The sequence below is a fragment of the Pseudomonas sp. HMSC08G10 genome, from assembly GCF_001808425.1.
GTDB lineage: Bacteria > Pseudomonadota > Gammaproteobacteria > Pseudomonadales > Pseudomonadaceae > Aquipseudomonas > Aquipseudomonas guariconensis.
Map to the genome: position 1 here is coordinate 250,909 of NZ_KV793306.1, position 17,058 is coordinate 267,966.

Consider the following 17,058-nt stretch of genomic DNA (forward strand, 5'->3'; position numbering starts at 1 on the left):
TCAAGGTGAAAATCTAGCACGCTGATGGTTAGCGCGCTTACTACCCGCGCAGTTCGCTGCGCAGGGCCAAGTCCCATGGTGGTATCGGGCTGAATCGGCTCTTGAGGAATTCGAGCAGCAAGCGACTGCGAGAGTTCGTTTCATGTGCCAGGCGCATTGCATAGATGCCGCTGCTTTCTGCTGGCGGCAGGCCGTTGTCGCAGAACAACGGCACCAGTTCACCCCGCAGCAGGTAGTCGCTGATCAACCACGTGGGCAGGTGCGCGATGCCGAGCCCGGCCAGGGCGCCGAACAGCAGGGTTTCGGCATTGTTGGCCGCCATGCGCATGCGCGCGGGGCGATACAGGCGTGCCTGGCCATCTACCGTGAAGCGCCAGGCGAAGGGGGGAGCCAGTCCGTCCCAGTCCAGGCCGTGGTGCTCCGGCAGTTCGCTGGGGCAGGCCGGTACGCCGCGGCTGGCCAGGTAGGCGGGGCTGGCACAGGCAATGCGCACCATGTACGCCAGGGGTGTGGCCACCAGGCGGGTGTCGGCCAGGGGGCCTGCACGCAGTACCAGGTCGACCTCTCCCAGGTGGCTGCCGTGCAGGTCGACGAAGCTGTCGATCAAGCGCAGCTGCACGTCCAGGCCCGGATAGGCCGCCAGGAAATCCGCAATCGCCGGGGCCAGGTGGCGGCGACCGAAGGCAGCCGGGGCATCGACGCGGATCAGGCCTTCCGGCGCGCTGCTCAAGGACACTGCTTCGGCTCGCGCCAGGCGCAGCTCCTCGATGATGCGTCGGGCACGTTCGGCGAAAGCCTTGCCGGCGGGCGTGGCTCGAACCGCGTGGGTGCTACGGTCGAACAGGCGGCTGCCCACCGCCTGTTCGAGATTGTCGATGCGCCGCGCCACGGCCGAAGGCGTCAGCGGGTGACGCCGGGCGGCGGCGGAAAAACTGCCGGTTTCCAGTACATCGAGGAACAGGCTCAGTTGTTCGGTGAGAATATCGGGGCTCATGGTGGCTCTGCTTGTGCGAATGACGCAAAGCCATTGTGCGCTGCTGTGCGTTTCCCTGCCAGGCATCAATCGCTAGCATGCGGACATCGTTGAATGTGGATGAGGCCCTGATGATCGAGTGGTTGATGAACATAGCGCTGGGCGCTGCCCTGGGTACCCTGGGTGGTCTGTTCGGCATCGGTGGCGGTCTGATCGCCATACCGGCCCTTGGAGTGCTGTTCGGCCTCGACCAGCAACTGGCCCAGGGCACGGCCTTGGTCATGGTGGTGCCGAACGTGTTGCTGGCGCTGTGGCGCTATCACCAGCGCAACCGCATCGAACTGCGCCACGCGCTGCCGTTGGCGGCGTGCAGCTTTTTGTTCGCGTGGCTCGGTTCGATCTGGGCGGTGGGCATCGACGCCCATTCCATGCGCCTGGGCTTCGTGGGCTTTCTGGTGGCGCTGGCGGTGTGGAATGTGGCGCGGATGTTCCTACCGGTCGCCCCGCCGAGCACCGAGCTGCGCTACTCCTGGCCGTGGCTGGGCGTGCTGGGCAGTTTTGCCGGTGCCATGGGCGGGTTGTTCGGGGTAGGCGGGGCAGTGGTGGCCACGCCGATCCTGACCAGCGTATTCGGCGCCACACAAGTTGTGGCGCAAGGGTTGTCCCTGGCCTTGGCCGCGCCCAGCACACTGGTGACACTGGTCACTTACGGCGTGCACGGCAGTGTCGACTGGCACGCGGGTATCGCGCTGGCCATCGGGGGCCTGCTCAGCATCAGCTGGGGGGTGAAGCTCGCCCACGCGCTCCCGGAAAAAGTACTGCGTACGCTGTTCTGTGCCTTCCTGGTGGTCTGTGCGGTGATGCTGGCGTACGAGCTGTAGTTGCCGGCCTTACTTGAAGCCTTCCACGATGTAATCGGCCATGCAGTCGGTGATGGGCGACTGATGCTGGGTATTTCGCAGCAGCATCACGTTGGCCAAGGGCAGTTGCGGCAGGCCTTCCTGCTCACCGAGGGTGCGCAGATTGCCGCTGATCAGGCTCTGCAGTTGCGCTGTCACCGCCAAGCCAGCGGTGACGATGGCGAAGATCGCCGCGAGGCTGGGGCTTGTGTAGGCGATGCGGTAGTCGATGCCTTGGCTTTCCAGGGCATTGCAGGTCCAGGCGCGGCAGAAGCAATCGGTGTTGAACAAGGCCAGAGGCATGGGCCGTTGCTCCTGCGGGCAAAAGCCCTGGGCTGCGGCCCAGACCAGCCGCTCCTGGCGCAGCAACTGGCCAATCTCGTTGCCGGGCTCGCGGGTGACGATGGTCAGGTCCAGATCCTGGCGCAGCATCAGTTGCTTGGACGAGTCGCAGTGCACCTCCACTTGGATCAGCGGATACGCCTGGGCGAAGCTTGAAAGAATGGTAGGCAGAAAGCGCATGGCGTAGTCATCCGGCGTGCCGATGCGCACCACGCCGACCATGTGCGGCATGCGCAGGGTGTTGAACACCTCGCCCTGCAGCTTGAGGATGCGCCGGGCATAGCCGAGCAGGACCTGGCCTTCGGCGGTCAGGCGGACTTGGCGGCCGTCGCGCTCGAACAGCTGGCGTTGGAGGATGTCTTCTTCCAAGCGTTTCATCTGCATGCTCACCGCCGACTGGGTGCGGTTGACCACCTCGCCGGCGCGGGTGAAGCCGCCTTGCTCGGCAATTGCAACGAAGGTGCGCAGGACATCCGAATCCAGGTTCTGGTACTGGGACATTGCATCAATCTCCGAGATGCATGGCATCAGAAACATTCGTTGGATTGATCTTAAGCCTGGCGAGAGACTGAAGCCATCTTCACGGAGGGCTTCAAGATGAAAGGTCAGATCACTTCCCTGTACGTCAAACCTGCCTTTTCGATCACCCATCTGGGAGAGGCCGCACTGGCGCGGATCCTTCGCTGGTATCAGCTGTACCGTCAGCGTCGTGAGCTGCTGAGCCTGAGCGATGCGACCTTGCATGACCTGGGGTTGAGCCGGGCGGATATCCAGCAGGAGGCAGAGCGGCCATTCTGGGATGACCCACTGCGCAAATGACCGGGTGTTGCGGTGGTTTTTTGCGGGTAAACCCGCTCCTACAAGGGTACTGCCACCCTTGCGGTAGCGGGTTTACCCGCGAAGCCGCGACGCGATGCGCCCTTAGCGACGCACTTGCTTGAGCGTTTCGGCAATCAGGAAGGCCAGTTCCAGCGACTGATCAGCGTTGAGCCGTGGGTCGCAATGGGTGTGGTAGCGATCCGACAAGCCATCCTCGGTGATCGGGCGCGCTCCGCCAATGCACTCGGTGACGTTCTGTCCGGTCATCTCGATGTGGATACCGCCGGCATACGAGCCTTCGGCCTGGTGCACCTGGAAGAACTGGCGCACCTCATCGAGAATCTGCGCGAAATCCCGCGTCTTGTAGCCGCTGCTGGCCTTGATGGTATTGCCGTGCATCGGGTCGGAGCTCCACAGCACTTTGCGACCTTCGCGCTCGACGGTGCGGATCAGCCCGGGCAGGTGATCGCCTACTTTGCCGGCGCCCATGCGCACGATCAGGTTCAGACGGCCGGGGTCGTTGGCCGGGTTGAGGGTGTCGATCAGGCGGATCAGTTCCTCAGGGTTCATGCTCGGGCCGACCTTGACCCCGATCGGGTTGTGCACCCCGCGCAGGAACTCCACATGCGCGCCATCCAGTTGCCGGGTACGGTCGCCGATCCACAGCATGTGCGCCGAGCAGTCGTAGTAGTCGCCGGTCAGGCTGTCGCTGCGCACGAAGGCTTCCTCATAGTTGAGCAGCAAGGCTTCGTGGGCGGTGAAGAAGCTGGTTTCGCGCAATTGCGGCGCGCTATCCAGGCCGCAGGCACGCATGAAGGCCAGGGTCTCGTCGATCCGTCCGGCCAGTTGGTGGTATTTCTCCGACAGCGCCGAGTTGGCGATGAAGTCCAGATTCCATTTGTGCACCTGGTGCAGGTCGGCAAAGCCGCCCTGGGCGAACGCGCGCAATAGGTTCAGGCTGGCGGTGGCCTGGTGATAGGCCTGCAGCAGGCGTTCGGGGTCCGGAACGCGGCTTTGCTCATCGAAACCGATGCCGTTGACGATGTCGCCCCGGTAGGCCGGCAGTGTCACCTGACCGATGGTCTCGTCGCCTGCGGAGCGCGGCTTGGCGAACTGCCCGGCCATACGCCCGACCTTCACCACCGGGCAGCCGGCGGCGAAGGTCATGACGATCGCCATCTGCAGCAATACCTTGAAGGTGTCACGGATCTTGGCTGCCGAGAATTCGGCGAAGCTTTCGGCGCAGTCGCCACCCTGAAGCAGAAACGCCCGGCCCTCAGTCACCTCGGCGAACTGCCGGCGCAGCTCCCGGGCCTCACCGGCGAACACCAGGGGCGGGTAACTGGCCAGGGTCTGCTCGACCTTGAGCAGGTGCGCAGCATCGGGGTAGGTCGGTTGCTGCTGGATCGGCAAGGCGCGCCAGCTATCGGGACTCCAGGGTCGGTTCATCACAGGCTCGGTGTTGTCGGCTATAGGCATGATCGCCATGGTATCAGTTGGCGACGCGCTTGTTGCACCGGGGGCATTGGCGGAGAATGTCGGCTTTTGCGCGCACAGGTGTCGGTCATGGGGACGGAGCGGGAAGAGCGGTTGTTGGCCCGGGTCGAGGACGCCTTCGGGGTCATCAGCGTCTATGAAGTGGACGACTACCGCTTCCTGGAGTTTGGCGATGCCATCGAGCAAAGCTGCACGTTTACCGCCGACCCCAGCTGGCTGGAGTACGACTACACTCGCGCCATGCTGGTAGGCGCACTGTGCCATGAGCAGCCCGAGAGCGCGTTGTTCCTCGGCTTGGGGGCCGGCACCCTGACCCAGGCGTGTTTGAAGTTCCTGCCCTTGGACGATGTCGAAGCCATCGAGCTGCGGCCGGATGTGCCGCGCCTGGCCATGGAGTACATGGGCCTTGACGATGATCCGCGGCTGTACGTGCGGGTTGGCGATGCCCTGGAACTGCTGCCGACCGCCGAAAAGGCCGATCTGCTTTTCGTCGACCTGTATACCGACCACGGGCCGGGCGTCGGTCATCTGGCGTGGGGCTTTTTGGAAAACTGCCAGAAGCAGCTCAACCCCGGCGGCTGGCTGGTGATTAACCAGTGGGCTGGCGATGATGGCAGGCCGCTGGGCGCGGCCTTGCTGCGAGGGCTGTACCATCGCCATTACTGGGAACTGCCGGTGAAGGAGGGCAACGTCATCCTGCTGGTACCGGCCGATCTCGACCAAGTACTGGACCTGGACGGCGTGGGTGAGCGGGCCGCGGCCCTGGCGCCGCGTCTTGGGTATTCGCTGGAGTATCTGATCAAGGCGATCCGGCCCGCGACCTGACGGTTGACGAGCGTCTGGGAGGCGTCGCTTTCCATCGAGGCTGTAGAAACGATTCAGCGGCGACGACGCGATAGCGGCAAGGTGGCCCTCTCCACTGAAAAAAATCTCACGGTCGAGCACGGATTCGGGTATAGTACGCGCCGGTCTTTTAGCGGACCTCAAAATCAGGTGGTGCAAACCCTCCGAGTCCAGCTTCGGCTGCACGTCCGCTAGGCGGACCTCCCCAAGACGTTCCTTTTTCAATCGTTTTCGCAAATCCCCGCCGCCAAAGCTGCCTGGGTGACCTTTTGGTCTTTCAAGGCATGTGCAGCTTTGGAGCATGGGTCTTTGCGGATGCACATAGAGGCAGACCCATGACCCAGGAAACCGGCGGATTCGCCGCTCTCGATCTTCATCCGAACATCGTTGCCGCCGTGCTGGCCACAGGCTATGAAGAGCCATCGGCCATCCAGCAACAATCGATCCCGATCATCCTCGCCGGTCACGACATGATCGGCCAGGCGCAGACTGGCACCGGCAAGACCGCTGCCTTCGCCCTGCCGATCCTCAACAAGATCGATGTGAGCAAGCGCGAACCGCAAGCCCTGATCCTAGCGCCAACCCGCGAGCTGGCGCTGCAAGTAGCCACCGCCTTCGAAACCTACGCCAAGCAGATGCCTGGCGTGAACGTGGTGGCTGTCTACGGTGGTGCCCCGATGGGCCCACAACTGCGCGCCATTCGTAACGGCGCACAGATCGTCGTCGCCACCCCGGGTCGCCTGTGCGACCACCTGCGCCGCGACGAGAAAGTTCTGTCCACCGTCCAGTACCTGGTACTCGACGAGGCAGACGAAATGCTCAAGCTCGGCTTCATGGACGACCTGGAAGTCATCTTCAAGGCCATCCCGGAGTCGCGCCAGACCGTACTGTTCTCCGCCACCCTGCCGTCTTCGATCCGCTCCATCGCCGAGCGTCACCTGCGTGAACCGAAGCACGTCAAGATCCAGAGCAAGACCCAGACCGTCACCGCGATCGACCAGGCCCACCTGATGGTCCATGCCGACCAGAAGATTCCGGCTGTGCTGCGCCTGCTGGAAGTGGAAGAGTTCGACGCGCTGATCGCCTTCGTACGGACCAAGCAAGCCACCCTGGACCTGGCCGCCGCGCTGGAAGCCAAGGGCTACAAGGCCGCCGCGCTGAACGGCGACATCGCCCAGAACCAGCGTGAACGTGTCATCGACTCGCTCAAGGATGGCCGCCTGGACATCGTCGTCGCGACCGATGTCGCCGCCCGAGGCCTGGACGTACCGCGCATCACCCACGTGTTCAACGTCGACATGCCGTACGACCCGGAGTCCTACGTGCACCGTATCGGCCGTACCGGTCGTGCCGGTCGCGATGGTCGCGCACTGCTGCTGGTCACCCCACGTGAGCGTCGCATGCTCCAGGTCATCGAGCGCGTGACCGGGCAGAAGGTCGCTGAAGCCCGCCTGCCGAACCCACAGGCCGTGCTCGATGCACGTATCAAGAAGCTGACCGCAAGCCTGGCACCGATGGTTGCCGAGGCAGAAGCCAGCCATGGCGAGCTGTTCGACCGCCTGACCGCAGACCTGGGCTGCAGCCCGCGTGCCCTGGCTTCGGCCCTGCTGCGCAAGGCCACCAACGGCCAAGCCTTGGATCTGGCTTCGGTCGAGCGTGAGCAGCCTCTGGTGCCGACCTTCACCCCGCGTGAGCGCGGCGAGCGTTCCGATCGCGGTGAGCGCAGCGAGCGTGGTGATCGCGAGCGCCGTGCGCCAATGCCGCTGGCCGAAGGCCGCGTGCGTTGCCGTACCGCCCTCGGTGCCCGTGACGGCATCGCCGCCAAGAACCTGCTCGGCGCGATCCTCAACGAAGGTGGCCTGGCGCGTGACGCCATCGGCCGTATCCAGGTACGTGACAGCTTCAGCTTGATCGAGCTGCCTGAAGACGGCCTGGAGCGTCTGCTGTCCAAGCTCAAGGACACCCGTGTGGCTGGCAAGCAGCTGAAGCTGCGCCGCTACCGCGAGGATTGATCCTGGCGCAATGAAAAAATCCCCGGCCTAGGTCGGGGATTTTTTTTGTCGGTGCATTGGCGTGATGTGCCGTACAGGGCCGCACAGGCCTGGGGCGTGAAACGGTCCTCAGTCGAATCGATAGATGTCCATCCCAAGCGCCCCCAAGGTGAATCCTTGATGGACGACACCAAAGCGCTCGCCCGCCCCCAGGGCAAAGAACAACGGCAACAGGTGTTCGTCGCTGGGGTGATTGCGCACGGCAAACGGCGCCTGTTGTCGGTAGTCGAGTAGCGCCTGCCGGTCATTCTGTGTCAGCTTTTCCACTACCCAGTCCCGAAACGCCAGCGCCCACGGCTCGATCACGTCCGGCCCGGCGTGCCAGTCTAGCTCGCCCAGGTTATGGGTAATGCTGCCGGAACCGATCAGTAGTACGCCTTCGGCGCGCAACCCGGCAAGCGCTTCGCCAACTTTGAGCTGCAGGGCTGGGCCAAGTTGGCTGGGCAACGACACCTGGATGACGGGAATGCTGGCATCCGGATACATCAGCGACAGCGGCACCCAGGCGCCGTGGTCGAAAGGGCGGTGGGTGTCCAAGTGGGTGGGCAGGCCTGCTGCCGTCAGCCGGTCGCTGACCTGTTGGGCCAGTTCCGGCTCACCGGGGGCGGGGTATTGCACGGCATACAGCGCAGCAGGAAACCCATGAAAGTCATGCCAGGTTTGTGGCTGTGGATTGCCCGTCACCAACAGCTCACGGCTCTCCCAGTGCGCCGATACCACGATGATCGCCGCGGGAGGTGCCAGGGCATTGGCCAGCTTGGACAATGCCGGCCCGCTGGCGCCGGGTTGCAAGGCGAGCATGGGCGAACCATGGGAAATGAACAGGCTGGGCAGCATGGCGATGTCCTGGCGGTTAAGATGCGTTCATCTTCGATCAGTTACCGATCGAGATCCAATATAAGTTTTCAGCGCATTTCATCGAAAAACCGGGAGGAAGCATGGAGCCGGCGTTCTGGCACAAGCGGTGGGCGGACAATCAGATCGGCTTTCATCAGGCTCAGGTCAATCCTTACCTACAAACCTACTGGCCTGCGTTAGGCCTGGCGCAGGGTAGTCGCGTGCTGGTGCCCTTGTGTGGCAAGAGCCTGGACCTCGCCTGGTTGGCGGGGCAGGGGCATCAGGTGTTGGGCGTCGAGCTGTCCCGGCGCGCAGTAGAGGACTTTTTCAACGACCACGGCTTGGCGCCGCAGGTGACCCAGCAGGGCGCCTTCGAAGTATGGCGCAGCGGTGATGTGGAACTGTGGTGCGGGGATTTCTTTGCGCTGACCGCGCAGCATGTGGGCGATTGCGTCGGCCTGTATGACCGTGCGGCGGTTATTGCCTTGCCCCCTGCCATGCGTGAACGTTACCTGGCGTTGCTGTCGCGGCTGTTGCCGGATGCCTGCAAGGGCCTGATGGTGACGCTCGACTACGATCAGGCACGGCTCGACGGGCCGCCGTTTTCGGTGGCGGATGACGAGGTGCGGGCAGGGTTCGCTGGCTGGCAGGTGGAAACGCTCGAGGAGCGGGAGATCATCCAGGAGAGCCCGAAATTCGAACAGGCCGGGATCACGCGTCTGATTGAGCGGGTATATCGGCTGTTGCGGTGAAGGAGTGTGGTGCAGCGATTGCACAACGAAAAAGGGCGACCGAAGTCGCCCTTTTTTTCATGCGATTGGATCAACCGCGGCGGCGCAGCGCCTCGATGCGGTCTTCCAGTGGCGGGTGGCTCATCAGCAGGCCTGCCAGGCCGTGCTTGAGGCCACCATTGATGCCGAACGCCTTCAAGGTGTCGGGCATGTGCACAGGCATGCCTTGCTCCACGCGCAGGCGCTGCAGGGCGCCGATCATCGCGCCGGTGCCGGCCAGCTGGGCGCCGGCTTCGTCGGCACGGTATTCGCGGCGGCGCGAGAACCACATGACGATCATGCTGGCCAGGATACCCAGGATCAGCTCGGCGACGATGGTCGCCACATAGTAGGCGATGCCTTGGCCTTCTTCGTTCTTGAAGATCACCTTGTCGACGAAGTTGCCGATGATGCGGGCGAAGAACATCACGAAGGTGTTCACCACGCCTTGCACCAGCGCCAGGGTGACCATGTCACCGTTGGCCACGTGGCCGATTTCATGGGCCAGCACGGCACGCACTTCATCAGGCGAGAAGCGCTCGAGCAGGCCCTGGGATACGGCCACCAGAGCGTCGTTGCGGTTCCAGCCGGTGGCGAAGGCGTTGGCTTCGTAGGCTGGGAAGATACCCACTTCCGGCATCTTGATGCCGGCCTCGCGGGACAGTTCCTCGACCGTCTGCAGCAGCCACTGTTCGTGGCGGGTGCGAGGTTGGCTGATGATCTGGGTGCCGGTGGTCATCTTCGCCATCCACTTGGAGATGAACAGCGAGACCAGCGAGCCGGCGAAGCCGAACACGGCGCAGAAGACCAGCAGTTGGCTGAGATTGAGGTCAACGCCGTTGGCCGCCATGAACCCGTTGAAGCCGAACAGGCTCAGGGTAATGCTTGCAACCAGCACCACCGCGAGGTTGGTGGCTACAAACAACAGAATGCGCATCATGGTTGTTACGTTCTCCTGACGGATGAAAATGTCGCGTACTGCGGGCTATATAAGGGGCGGGTCACACTGATTCAACCGGCCGACTATTTCAAACTGTGTACGGCGGAGTATGGCAGAGGATAGGGCGTGGGCTGTGGGATAGAGCGTTGCAGGATGTAAGAACTCTCCTGCAGAAAACGCTCCATGACGGCGCTGCGAATCATCGAGGACTATCGCCGACCCCGAAGGCAGTCGGGCGAAGGCGATAGCCTGGGAAGGGACACAGTCCCCCTCCGATAGCTTACTGCTGGTAGGTGCGCAGGAAGTTGCCGATCCGTCCGATGGCCTGCTCCAGATCGTCCACCCGCGGCAAGGTCACCACGCGGAAGTGGTCCGGCCAAGGCCAGTTGAAGGCCGTGCCCTGGACGATCAGCAGTTTTTCCGACAACAGCAGGTCGAGGACGAACTTTTCGTCATTGTGGATCGGACAGACTTTCGGGTCGATCTTGGGGAAGGCGTACAGCGCGCCCATGGGCTTGACGCAGCTCACCCCGGGAATGTCGTTGAGCAACTCGTAGGTGCGGTTGCGCTGCTCGAGCAGGCGGCCTGGCGGCAGCACCAGGTCGTTGATGCTCTGGTAGCCGCCCAGGGCAGTCTGGATCGCGTGCTGGGCCGGCACGTTGGCGCACAGACGCATGTTGGCCAGCATGTCGATGCCTTCGATGTAACTCTGGGCGTGCTGCTTGGGCCCTGAGATGATCAGCCAGCCGGAGCGGAAGCCCGCCACCCGGTAGGACTTGGACAGGCCGTTGAAGGTCAGGCAAAGCAGGTCCGGGGCCAGCGACGCGGTGCTGATGTGCACGGCTTCGTCGTAGAGGATCTTGTCGTAGATCTCGTCGGAGAACACCACCAGGTTGTGCTGGCGGGCCAGCTCCAGCATGCCCAGCAGCAGTTCCTTGGAGTACACAGCGCCGGTCGGGTTGTTCGGGTTGATGATCACCAGGGCCTTGGTGTTCGGGGTGATCTTGGCCTTGATGTCTTCCAAGTCCGGGAACCAGTCGGCCTGTTCGTCACACAGGTAGTGCACAGGCTTGCCGCCCGCCAGGCTGACGGCGGCGGTCCACAGCGGGTAGTCCGGGGCCGGGATCAGCACTTCATCGCCGTTGTTGAGCAGTGCCTGCATGGACATCACGATCAGCTCGGACACGCCGTTGCCGAGGTAGATGTCCTCAATGCCCACACCCTCGATCTGCTTTTGCTGGCAGTACTGCATGACCGCCTTACGCGCGCTGAACAAGCCTTTGGAGTCGCTGTAGCCTTGGGCGGTGGGCAGGTTACGGATCACATCCTGGAGGATCTCGTCCGGCGCCTCGAAGCCAAACGGCGCCGGGTTGCCGATGTTCAGCTTGAGGATGCGATGGCCTTCCTCTTCCAGGCGTTTGGCGTGCTTGAGCACTGGGCCGCGAATGTCGTAGCAGACATTGGCGAGCTTGTTCGATTTGCTGAACTGCATGATGTGATCCCGATTGAGAAGTCGCGGCGCGCCGCCGTCAAAAGGTTTGAAAAGGGCGGAGTGCATGCCAGACTGGCTGGCAAAAGAAGCCAACTAATATACGTGTCACCCCCGCCATAAAGAAAGACGGCGCGAGTGAAATTCAGCCTGCCGAGGTTCCCCCATGCAAAAGATCGACAAAACCCTGGAAGAATGGCGCCAGATGCTGGATCCGGCCCAGTATGAGGTGTGCCGTTTGAAGGGCACCGAGCGCCCCTTCAGTGGCAAGTACAACAGCGAGCGTCGCGATGGCATCTACCACTGCATCTGCTGCGACCTGCCATTGTTCGACTCGCGAGCCAAGTTTGACTCCGGCTGCGGTTGGCCCAGTTTCTACGAGCCGATCGAGCAGAGCGCCATGATCGAGATACGCGACACCTCCCACGGCATGATCCGTACCGAAGTCACCTGCGCGCGTTGCGATGCCCACTTGGGCCACGTGTTCCCCGATGGCCCGCCACCGACCGGCCTGCGCTACTGCATCAACTCAGTGTGCCTGGACCTCAAGCCGCGTGACTGACCGGAGACCTGAGATGGCCGATACGCTGAAGAACATCCGCTGCGTTACCTTGAAGGGCGAGCAAAAGGTGCTGGGTGACTTTCCGGGCAAGGCGCTGCTGGTGGTCAACACCGCCAGCCAGTGTGGTTTCACGCCCCAGTACAAGGGACTGGAGCAGCTGTGGAAGCAATACCGCGAACGCGGGCTGGTGGTCCTCGGGTTCCCCTGCAATCAGTTTGGCAAGCAGGAGCCCGGGGATGCCTTGGACATCGCGCAGTTCTGCGAGCGCAACTTCGGTGTGAGCTTCCCGTTGTTTCGCAAGATCGAGGTCAATGGCCCGGATGCCCATCCCTTGTTCGTCGAGCTGAAAAAGCGCGCACCCGGCATCCTGGGCACGCAGCGGATCAAGTGGAATTTCACCAAGTTCCTGGTCGACCCTGCCAGCGGCAAGGTCACCCGCTACGCCCCCAACACCAAGCCTGAGGCGCTCAAGGCATCGATCGAGGCCTTGCTCAGCCGCTGATCGGCACCCAGTGGTCGACCAACGCCAGCAACTCCTCGCGACGAAACGGCTTGGCCAGGTAATCGTTCATGCCGGCGGCGCGGCAACGCTCGCGCTCCTCGGGCATGGCGTTGGCGGTCAAGGCAACGATCGGCAGTGCTGGCCATCGCCCGTCCTGGCGGATGCGCCGGGTGGCCTCGTAGCCGTCCATCACCGGCATGTTGCAGTCCATCAGCACCATGTCCACCGTCTCCTGCTCCAATCGCGCCAGGGCCTCGGCGCCCTGAGTGGCGAGCAGCACCTGGCAACCGAGTTTGACCAGCATGCCTTTGGCCACCAGTTGATTGACCGGGTTGTCCTCTACCAGCAGGACGCGAGCCCGTATTGGCTGGGGCTGGGCCTGCAGGTGGGGCAGGGGGACGTCGGCCTCGACACCCTCCAATGCGCGGCGCAGCGTCTGATACAGGGTGTTGCGTGCCAGGGGGCGCGCCAGTTGCAGCAGGGGGGCCAGTTGCGTGGCGTGCTCCTGGGTGAGGAAGTTGCCATACGCAGTCACCAGCAGAATCGGCGCCTGCAGGCAGGAGCGCAAGGTGTCCAGGTGGTCCACATCGTCGGTGATTACCAAGTCGGGCGTGGCGTCGGCGGCCTGCGCAGCATCATCGAAGCCGTGATAGGACAGTCCCCAGCCAGGCAGCAGCTTGTGCAACAGTTCGGTCAGGCCACTGGCAGCGTTGCTCAGAACGACGACGCGCCCATGCAAAGGGGCGGGCGGGATGGCCTCGGTGTGCGCGAGCAGGGGCAGCTCAGCCGTGAAGCGGCTGCCAAAGCCTGCTTCGGAGTTGATGTGCAAGTGACCTTGCATGGCCTTGCACAGGTTGCGGGTCAGGGCAAGGCCTAGCCCCGTGCCGCCGTACTGGCGGGTGATGCCGGCGCCGGCTTGGGTGAAGGGCTGGAAGATGCGCGCTTGGGCCTGTTCTGGGATGCCGATGCCGGTGTCGCACACTTCCAGGCGTACGCCCCCGACGATCGGCGTCAGGCGCACATCGACCCGGCCAAAGCGGGTGAATTTGAGAGCGTTGGACAGCAAATTACTCACAATCTGCCGTACCCGGGTCGGGTCGCCCAGCACCGTGCTGGGAAAGTCGGGGCTGATCAGGCAGGTCAGTTCGACGTTGGCTGCCGCGTTCTGCGACAGCAGATTGGCGGTGTCCTCGACCATCGCGCCCATGTCGAAGGGGATGCGCTCAAGCTCCAGTTGCCCAGCATCGAATTTGGACAGGTCGAGAATATCGTTGAGCAGTTCCACCAACACCTTGCCCGAGTCGTGTGCGATGGATAGCTGCTGGCGTTGTTCGGCGGCCAGCGGGCTGTCCAAGGCCAGGGAAATCATGCCGAGCATGCCGTTGAGCGGCGTGCGGATTTCATGGCTCATGTTGGCCAGGAATGCGGCTCTGGCCTGGGCCATGTCCAATGCCTGTTGGCGGGCGTGCTCCAGCTCTTGGTTGGACTGGCTGAGGCGGTTGTTGCTGGCCTTGAGCTCGTCGGTGCGGGCCGAGACGATATCCTCCAGTTCGTTCAGGTACTCGGTCAGGCGGTTTTCGGCATTGCGGCGTTGCTGGATCTCGGTGGACATGCTGACGAACTGCTGGTTGGCGACTTTGACCAGCACGCCGATTTCATCCTGTTCATGGCCATGGGGGCATGTCAGCCGTCCCTGGTGGGGATGGCGCGGGTCGCTGCCGCTCAGAGCGGCGATCACCGTTACCAGTGGTTTGGTCAGCATCATGTAGAACAACGCCAGGAGAATGCCGGCCAGCACCAGGCTGCGGGCGAAACCATTGACCAAGGTGACGCCTGCGCGGTCCAGAAAGCGACCGCCAAAGGCATAGGTGTCGATGTCCAGATACAAAGTGCCGAGGTATTCATTGGGCAGGCTGGACAGAAACAAGCGTTCCTGAAACTGGCGCTGTTCGCCAAACAGGAAATCGCTCAGTGGCCGGTAGCGGTCTTCCTGGCGAGGGCGGCTGGCGTCGGCCAGCACGGTGTCGTTGTTGTCGACCAGGCGCGCGCGGATCACCGCCGGCGATTGCAGCAGGCCACCGATCAGCTCTTGGGCAAGCTCTGCGTCGATGTTGTAAGTGATGCGCGACAGCGGATCGTGGCTGATTTGCAGCAGCGCCTGCACCTCGCGGTTGATGGACGCGTCTTCGCTGGCATAATCGATGCCGATCTGCACGAGGCTGAGCAGCGCCCCCAAGATGAAGCCGACCATGACTGTCAACCGGGCTTGCTTGTATGACAGGCGATTGGTGAACTTGATATCCATGGAGTCCGAGCCGGTTTACGTCCCTTGCGCTGCGCAAGCATAGTCGATACAGCCAAGCTGCTCGCGTTGGTTTCAGGTTCTGTACCGCTCGATCATGGGCTTTGGCGGCACCTCAAACCCGGGGGCTGCATCGTGCGAAGCCTTGGACAAACTCGTCGTGCGCCGGTCGTCCGGCTGCGGCATCCGTAATGCCCGTTGTACCTATCAGTTCGCCCGCTATTGGTTCGGGCGGCAATTGTTGGAGCAGAAACAATGATCGACCTCAACGCCAGCGGCTCCGGCCTCGATGGCTACGACCTGCTGGCCGCGCAAGTGCAGGCGCTGTTTGCCGACGAGCGCGACTTCATCGCCAATGCCGCGCAGTTTTCCGCGTTTCTCTATCATCAGGTTGAGGACCTGAACTGGGCTGGCTTCTATCTCAACCGCGACGAGCAATTGGTGCTCGGCCCGTTCCAGGGCCAGGTGGCCTGCGTGCGCATCCCCTTCGGCAAGGGTGTGTGCGGAGCGGCCGCAGCATCGCGTCAGACCCAGCGGGTCGAGGATGTGCATGCCTTCCCAGGCCACATCGCCTGTGACAGCGCATCCAATAGCGAGCTGGTGATTCCACTGGTGAAGGCGGGCAGGCTGATTGGTGTGCTGGACCTGGACAGCCCGAAGCTGGCGCGGTTCAGCGAGGCGGATCAAGCCGGGCTGGAACGCCTGACGGCGATTTTCCTTGAATTGACAGATTGCTGAAAACGACAAGGGGCCTATGAAAGCCCCTTGTCTTTGCTGCGTTTTCTGTGGGAGCGGGTTTGTCCGTGAACACTGGCGTAGCGCGTTATCTGCTTCGCGCAACGAGCAGGTTGACGAAGTGGTCGAGAGGTTCAGCCCTCAGTCGTAGAGTGCTTTCTTCTTCCAGTTTTCGCTTTCGTCGGTCTTCAGACCTTGGGTCAGCGCATTTTCGTCGTTTTCCGCAGGTTCCATCTTGTCCTTCACTAGTGCGTCGGCACGGGCCAGGAGCTTTTCCAGGTAGATGCGCTGTTCGTCGTATTGCTTGGGGTCCTGCTGTTTGCGCAGGTATTGCACACCCCGGTCGAAAGCCAGCCGCGCCTGGCCGGGTTGGTTCTGCTGCAGGGCTTGCTGGCCCAGGTTGTTGAAGAATTCGATGTGCAGCAGGACTAACAGATGGCGAATCTCCTTGACCCAATACTTGCCTTCATTGGTTTGCAGGAAACCTTCCTGAGTGGCGCGTACGATCTGGTTGTGCAACGACTCCAAGAGAAAACGCACTTCCTTGGCCTTGGCCTCGGTCTGGATCGGGCTGGGCGGGTTGTTGATCGCAATGCCGTCGCCTTTGGCAACGAGGCTTTCCAGCTCGCTGATACGTCCCTTGATCTCGGCGTTGTGCTTGTCCAGCGCCAGTTGACGCTGATAGAGGTTGAGCTCCAGGCGGGTCAGAAGCACCTTGAGGGCCGGTGTCATCAGTTGCCGGGGGAAGGTTTCGCTGATTTCGCCGCAGCGACGCAGGCGTTCTGCCAGTTCTATTTTCAGGCGAGCGCGCTCAAGCTTGGCGTTTTCCACGACATTATTGAGGTAGCCGATCACGATCAGTAGCGCGATACCTGCCACGATGAGCAAGGTGATCAGAAGTGGTGTCACCGTTAACGCCTCGTCAAATAGATGAATTCCGACTTGAGTGTAGGAGAGTTCGCCTATGGCCGGGTAGGGCTATCCGACAGGATTGCGAATTGCTCTGCTAGCACTTTGCCACGAGCTTGCCGACCTGCTGTCAAAAAATCAACGCCAGCCGTTGGGCGCATCATGCCTGTTGTCTTTCTAAAGCCGGAAGTCATTGATTTAAATAAATTTCCAGAAAGGGGTTGACGCCCCCTCAAGGCATCCATAGAATGCGCGCCACTTGCAGCGTAAAGCTCACAGCAAAGCGCGGCAGGGAGTGAAAAGTTGTAGTGTGTGTCCCCTTCGTCTAGTGGCCTAGGACACCGCCCTTTCACGGCGGTAACAGGGGTTCGAGTCCCCTAGGGGACGCCATTTGCGGGAATAGCTCAGTTGGTAGAGCACGACCTTGCCAAGGTCGGGGTCGCGAGTTCGAGTCTCGTTTCCCGCTCCAGTTTTCCTGAGTTCTGCCTCTGGCAGAGCTTAAAAATCCAGTCGCTGTCGAAAGGCATTGAGCTGGTGCGCTGAAAAGCGTTGGGTATGTCCCCTTCGTCTAGTGGCCTAGGACACCGC

Annotated in this window: 14 protein-coding genes, 2 tRNA genes and 2 pseudogenes; 10 read left to right on the forward strand and 8 right to left on the reverse strand. The window is 62.3% G+C overall.

The features are described 5' to 3' along the window. Positions 1-40: 40 nt before the first annotated feature. Positions 41-994 (reverse strand): LysR family transcriptional regulator, encoded by a 954-nt coding sequence (locus HMPREF3173_RS11540; RefSeq protein WP_043209832.1) that lies wholly within the window; start codon positions 992-994, stop codon positions 41-43. A gap of 110 nt (positions 995-1,104) precedes the next feature. Between HMPREF3173_RS11540 and HMPREF3173_RS11545 the strand changes: the two genes are divergently transcribed. Further along, positions 1,105-1,854, forward strand: coding sequence for a sulfite exporter TauE/SafE family protein (locus HMPREF3173_RS11545; RefSeq protein ID WP_070573224.1), 750 nt, complete (start codon positions 1,105-1,107; stop codon positions 1,852-1,854). A 9-nt stretch (positions 1,855-1,863) separates the two neighbouring features. Here HMPREF3173_RS11545 and HMPREF3173_RS11550 read toward each other — a convergent pair whose 3' ends face one another. After that, positions 1,864-2,715, reverse strand: coding sequence for a LysR substrate-binding domain-containing protein (locus HMPREF3173_RS11550; protein ID WP_052352446.1), 852 nt, complete (start codon positions 2,713-2,715; stop codon positions 1,864-1,866). A gap of 96 nt (positions 2,716-2,811) precedes the next feature. On the opposite strand from HMPREF3173_RS11550, the gene HMPREF3173_RS11555 reads away from it, so the two are divergent. After that, positions 2,812-3,033 (forward strand): DUF1127 domain-containing protein, encoded by a 222-nt coding sequence (locus tag HMPREF3173_RS11555; protein WP_043209839.1) that lies wholly within the window; start codon positions 2,812-2,814, stop codon positions 3,031-3,033. Between the two features lie 102 nt (positions 3,034-3,135). Here HMPREF3173_RS11555 and HMPREF3173_RS11560 read toward each other — a convergent pair whose 3' ends face one another. Then, the gene (locus HMPREF3173_RS11560) at positions 3,136-4,482 is read right to left on the reverse strand and encodes a class II 3-deoxy-7-phosphoheptulonate synthase (protein WP_043209841.1); all 1,347 of its coding nucleotides are present in this window, start codon (positions 4,480-4,482) and stop codon (positions 3,136-3,138) included. A 117-nt stretch (positions 4,483-4,599) separates the two neighbouring features. Here HMPREF3173_RS11560 and HMPREF3173_RS11565 point away from each other — a divergent pair, with 117 nt between their 5' ends. Further along, the gene (locus HMPREF3173_RS11565) at positions 4,600-5,355 is read left to right on the forward strand and encodes a spermidine synthase (protein WP_070573226.1); all 756 of its coding nucleotides are present in this window, start codon (positions 4,600-4,602) and stop codon (positions 5,353-5,355) included. Between the two features lie 319 nt (positions 5,356-5,674). After that, positions 5,675-7,385 (forward strand): annotated as a pseudogene (locus HMPREF3173_RS11570) (DEAD/DEAH box helicase). Between the two features lie 108 nt (positions 7,386-7,493). On the opposite strand, the gene HMPREF3173_RS11575 reads toward HMPREF3173_RS11570, so the two are convergent. Beyond that, complete coding sequence (locus tag HMPREF3173_RS11575) at positions 7,494-8,261, reverse strand: DODA-type extradiol aromatic ring-opening family dioxygenase (RefSeq protein ID WP_070573228.1); 768 nt, start codon at positions 8,259-8,261, stop codon at positions 7,494-7,496. A 101-nt stretch (positions 8,262-8,362) separates the two neighbouring features. On the opposite strand from HMPREF3173_RS11575, the gene HMPREF3173_RS11580 reads away from it, so the two are divergent. Beyond that, the gene (locus tag HMPREF3173_RS11580) at positions 8,363-9,013 is read left to right on the forward strand and encodes a thiopurine S-methyltransferase (RefSeq protein WP_070573230.1); all 651 of its coding nucleotides are present in this window, start codon (positions 8,363-8,365) and stop codon (positions 9,011-9,013) included. Positions 9,014-9,083: 70 nt separating this feature from the next. On the opposite strand, the gene htpX is transcribed toward HMPREF3173_RS11580, so the two are convergent. Continuing rightward, a complete protein-coding gene (gene htpX, locus HMPREF3173_RS11585) occupies positions 9,084-9,971 on the reverse strand; it encodes a protease HtpX (RefSeq protein ID WP_043209852.1) in 888 nt (295 codons plus the stop codon). 280 nt (positions 9,972-10,251) lie between these two features. After that, complete coding sequence (locus tag HMPREF3173_RS11590; protein ID WP_043209854.1) at positions 10,252-11,463, reverse strand: pyridoxal phosphate-dependent aminotransferase; 1,212 nt, start codon at positions 11,461-11,463, stop codon at positions 10,252-10,254. A 163-nt stretch (positions 11,464-11,626) separates the two neighbouring features. On the opposite strand from HMPREF3173_RS11590, the gene msrB reads away from it, so the two are divergent. Together msrB and HMPREF3173_RS11600 are read left to right on the forward strand one after the other, a co-directional pair. After that, the gene (gene msrB / locus HMPREF3173_RS11595) at positions 11,627-12,022 is read left to right on the forward strand and encodes a peptide-methionine (R)-S-oxide reductase MsrB (RefSeq protein WP_043209856.1); all 396 of its coding nucleotides are present in this window, start codon (positions 11,627-11,629) and stop codon (positions 12,020-12,022) included. A gap of 13 nt (positions 12,023-12,035) precedes the next feature. Then, entirely contained in the window at positions 12,036-12,524 is a 489-nt protein-coding gene (locus tag HMPREF3173_RS11600; RefSeq protein WP_070573232.1) for a glutathione peroxidase, read from the forward strand. Here HMPREF3173_RS11600 and HMPREF3173_RS11605 read toward each other — a convergent pair. Then, positions 12,514-14,870 (reverse strand): annotated as a pseudogene (locus tag HMPREF3173_RS11605) (response regulator). The gene HMPREF3173_RS11600 and the pseudogene HMPREF3173_RS11605 overlap by 11 nt on opposite strands. Before the next feature lie 211 nt (positions 14,871-15,081). On the opposite strand from HMPREF3173_RS11605, the gene HMPREF3173_RS11610 reads away from it, so the two are divergent. Beyond that, complete coding sequence (locus HMPREF3173_RS11610; RefSeq protein ID WP_070573236.1) at positions 15,082-15,564, forward strand: GAF domain-containing protein; 483 nt, start codon at positions 15,082-15,084, stop codon at positions 15,562-15,564. Positions 15,565-15,702: 138 nt separating this feature from the next. On the opposite strand, the gene HMPREF3173_RS11615 is transcribed toward HMPREF3173_RS11610, so the two are convergent. Further along, positions 15,703-16,470: a hypothetical protein gene (locus HMPREF3173_RS11615; RefSeq protein WP_070573238.1), complete on the reverse strand. Its 768-nt coding sequence runs from the start codon at positions 16,468-16,470 to the stop codon at positions 15,703-15,705. Between the two features lie 314 nt (positions 16,471-16,784). On the opposite strand from HMPREF3173_RS11615, the gene HMPREF3173_RS11620 reads away from it, so the two are divergent. Both HMPREF3173_RS11620 and HMPREF3173_RS11625 read left to right on the forward strand, forming a co-directional pair. Continuing rightward, positions 16,785-16,860, forward strand: a tRNA-Glu gene (locus HMPREF3173_RS11620). A gap of 3 nt (positions 16,861-16,863) precedes the next feature. Then, positions 16,864-16,939, forward strand: a tRNA-Gly gene (locus tag HMPREF3173_RS11625). Positions 16,940-17,058 lie beyond the last annotated feature (119 nt).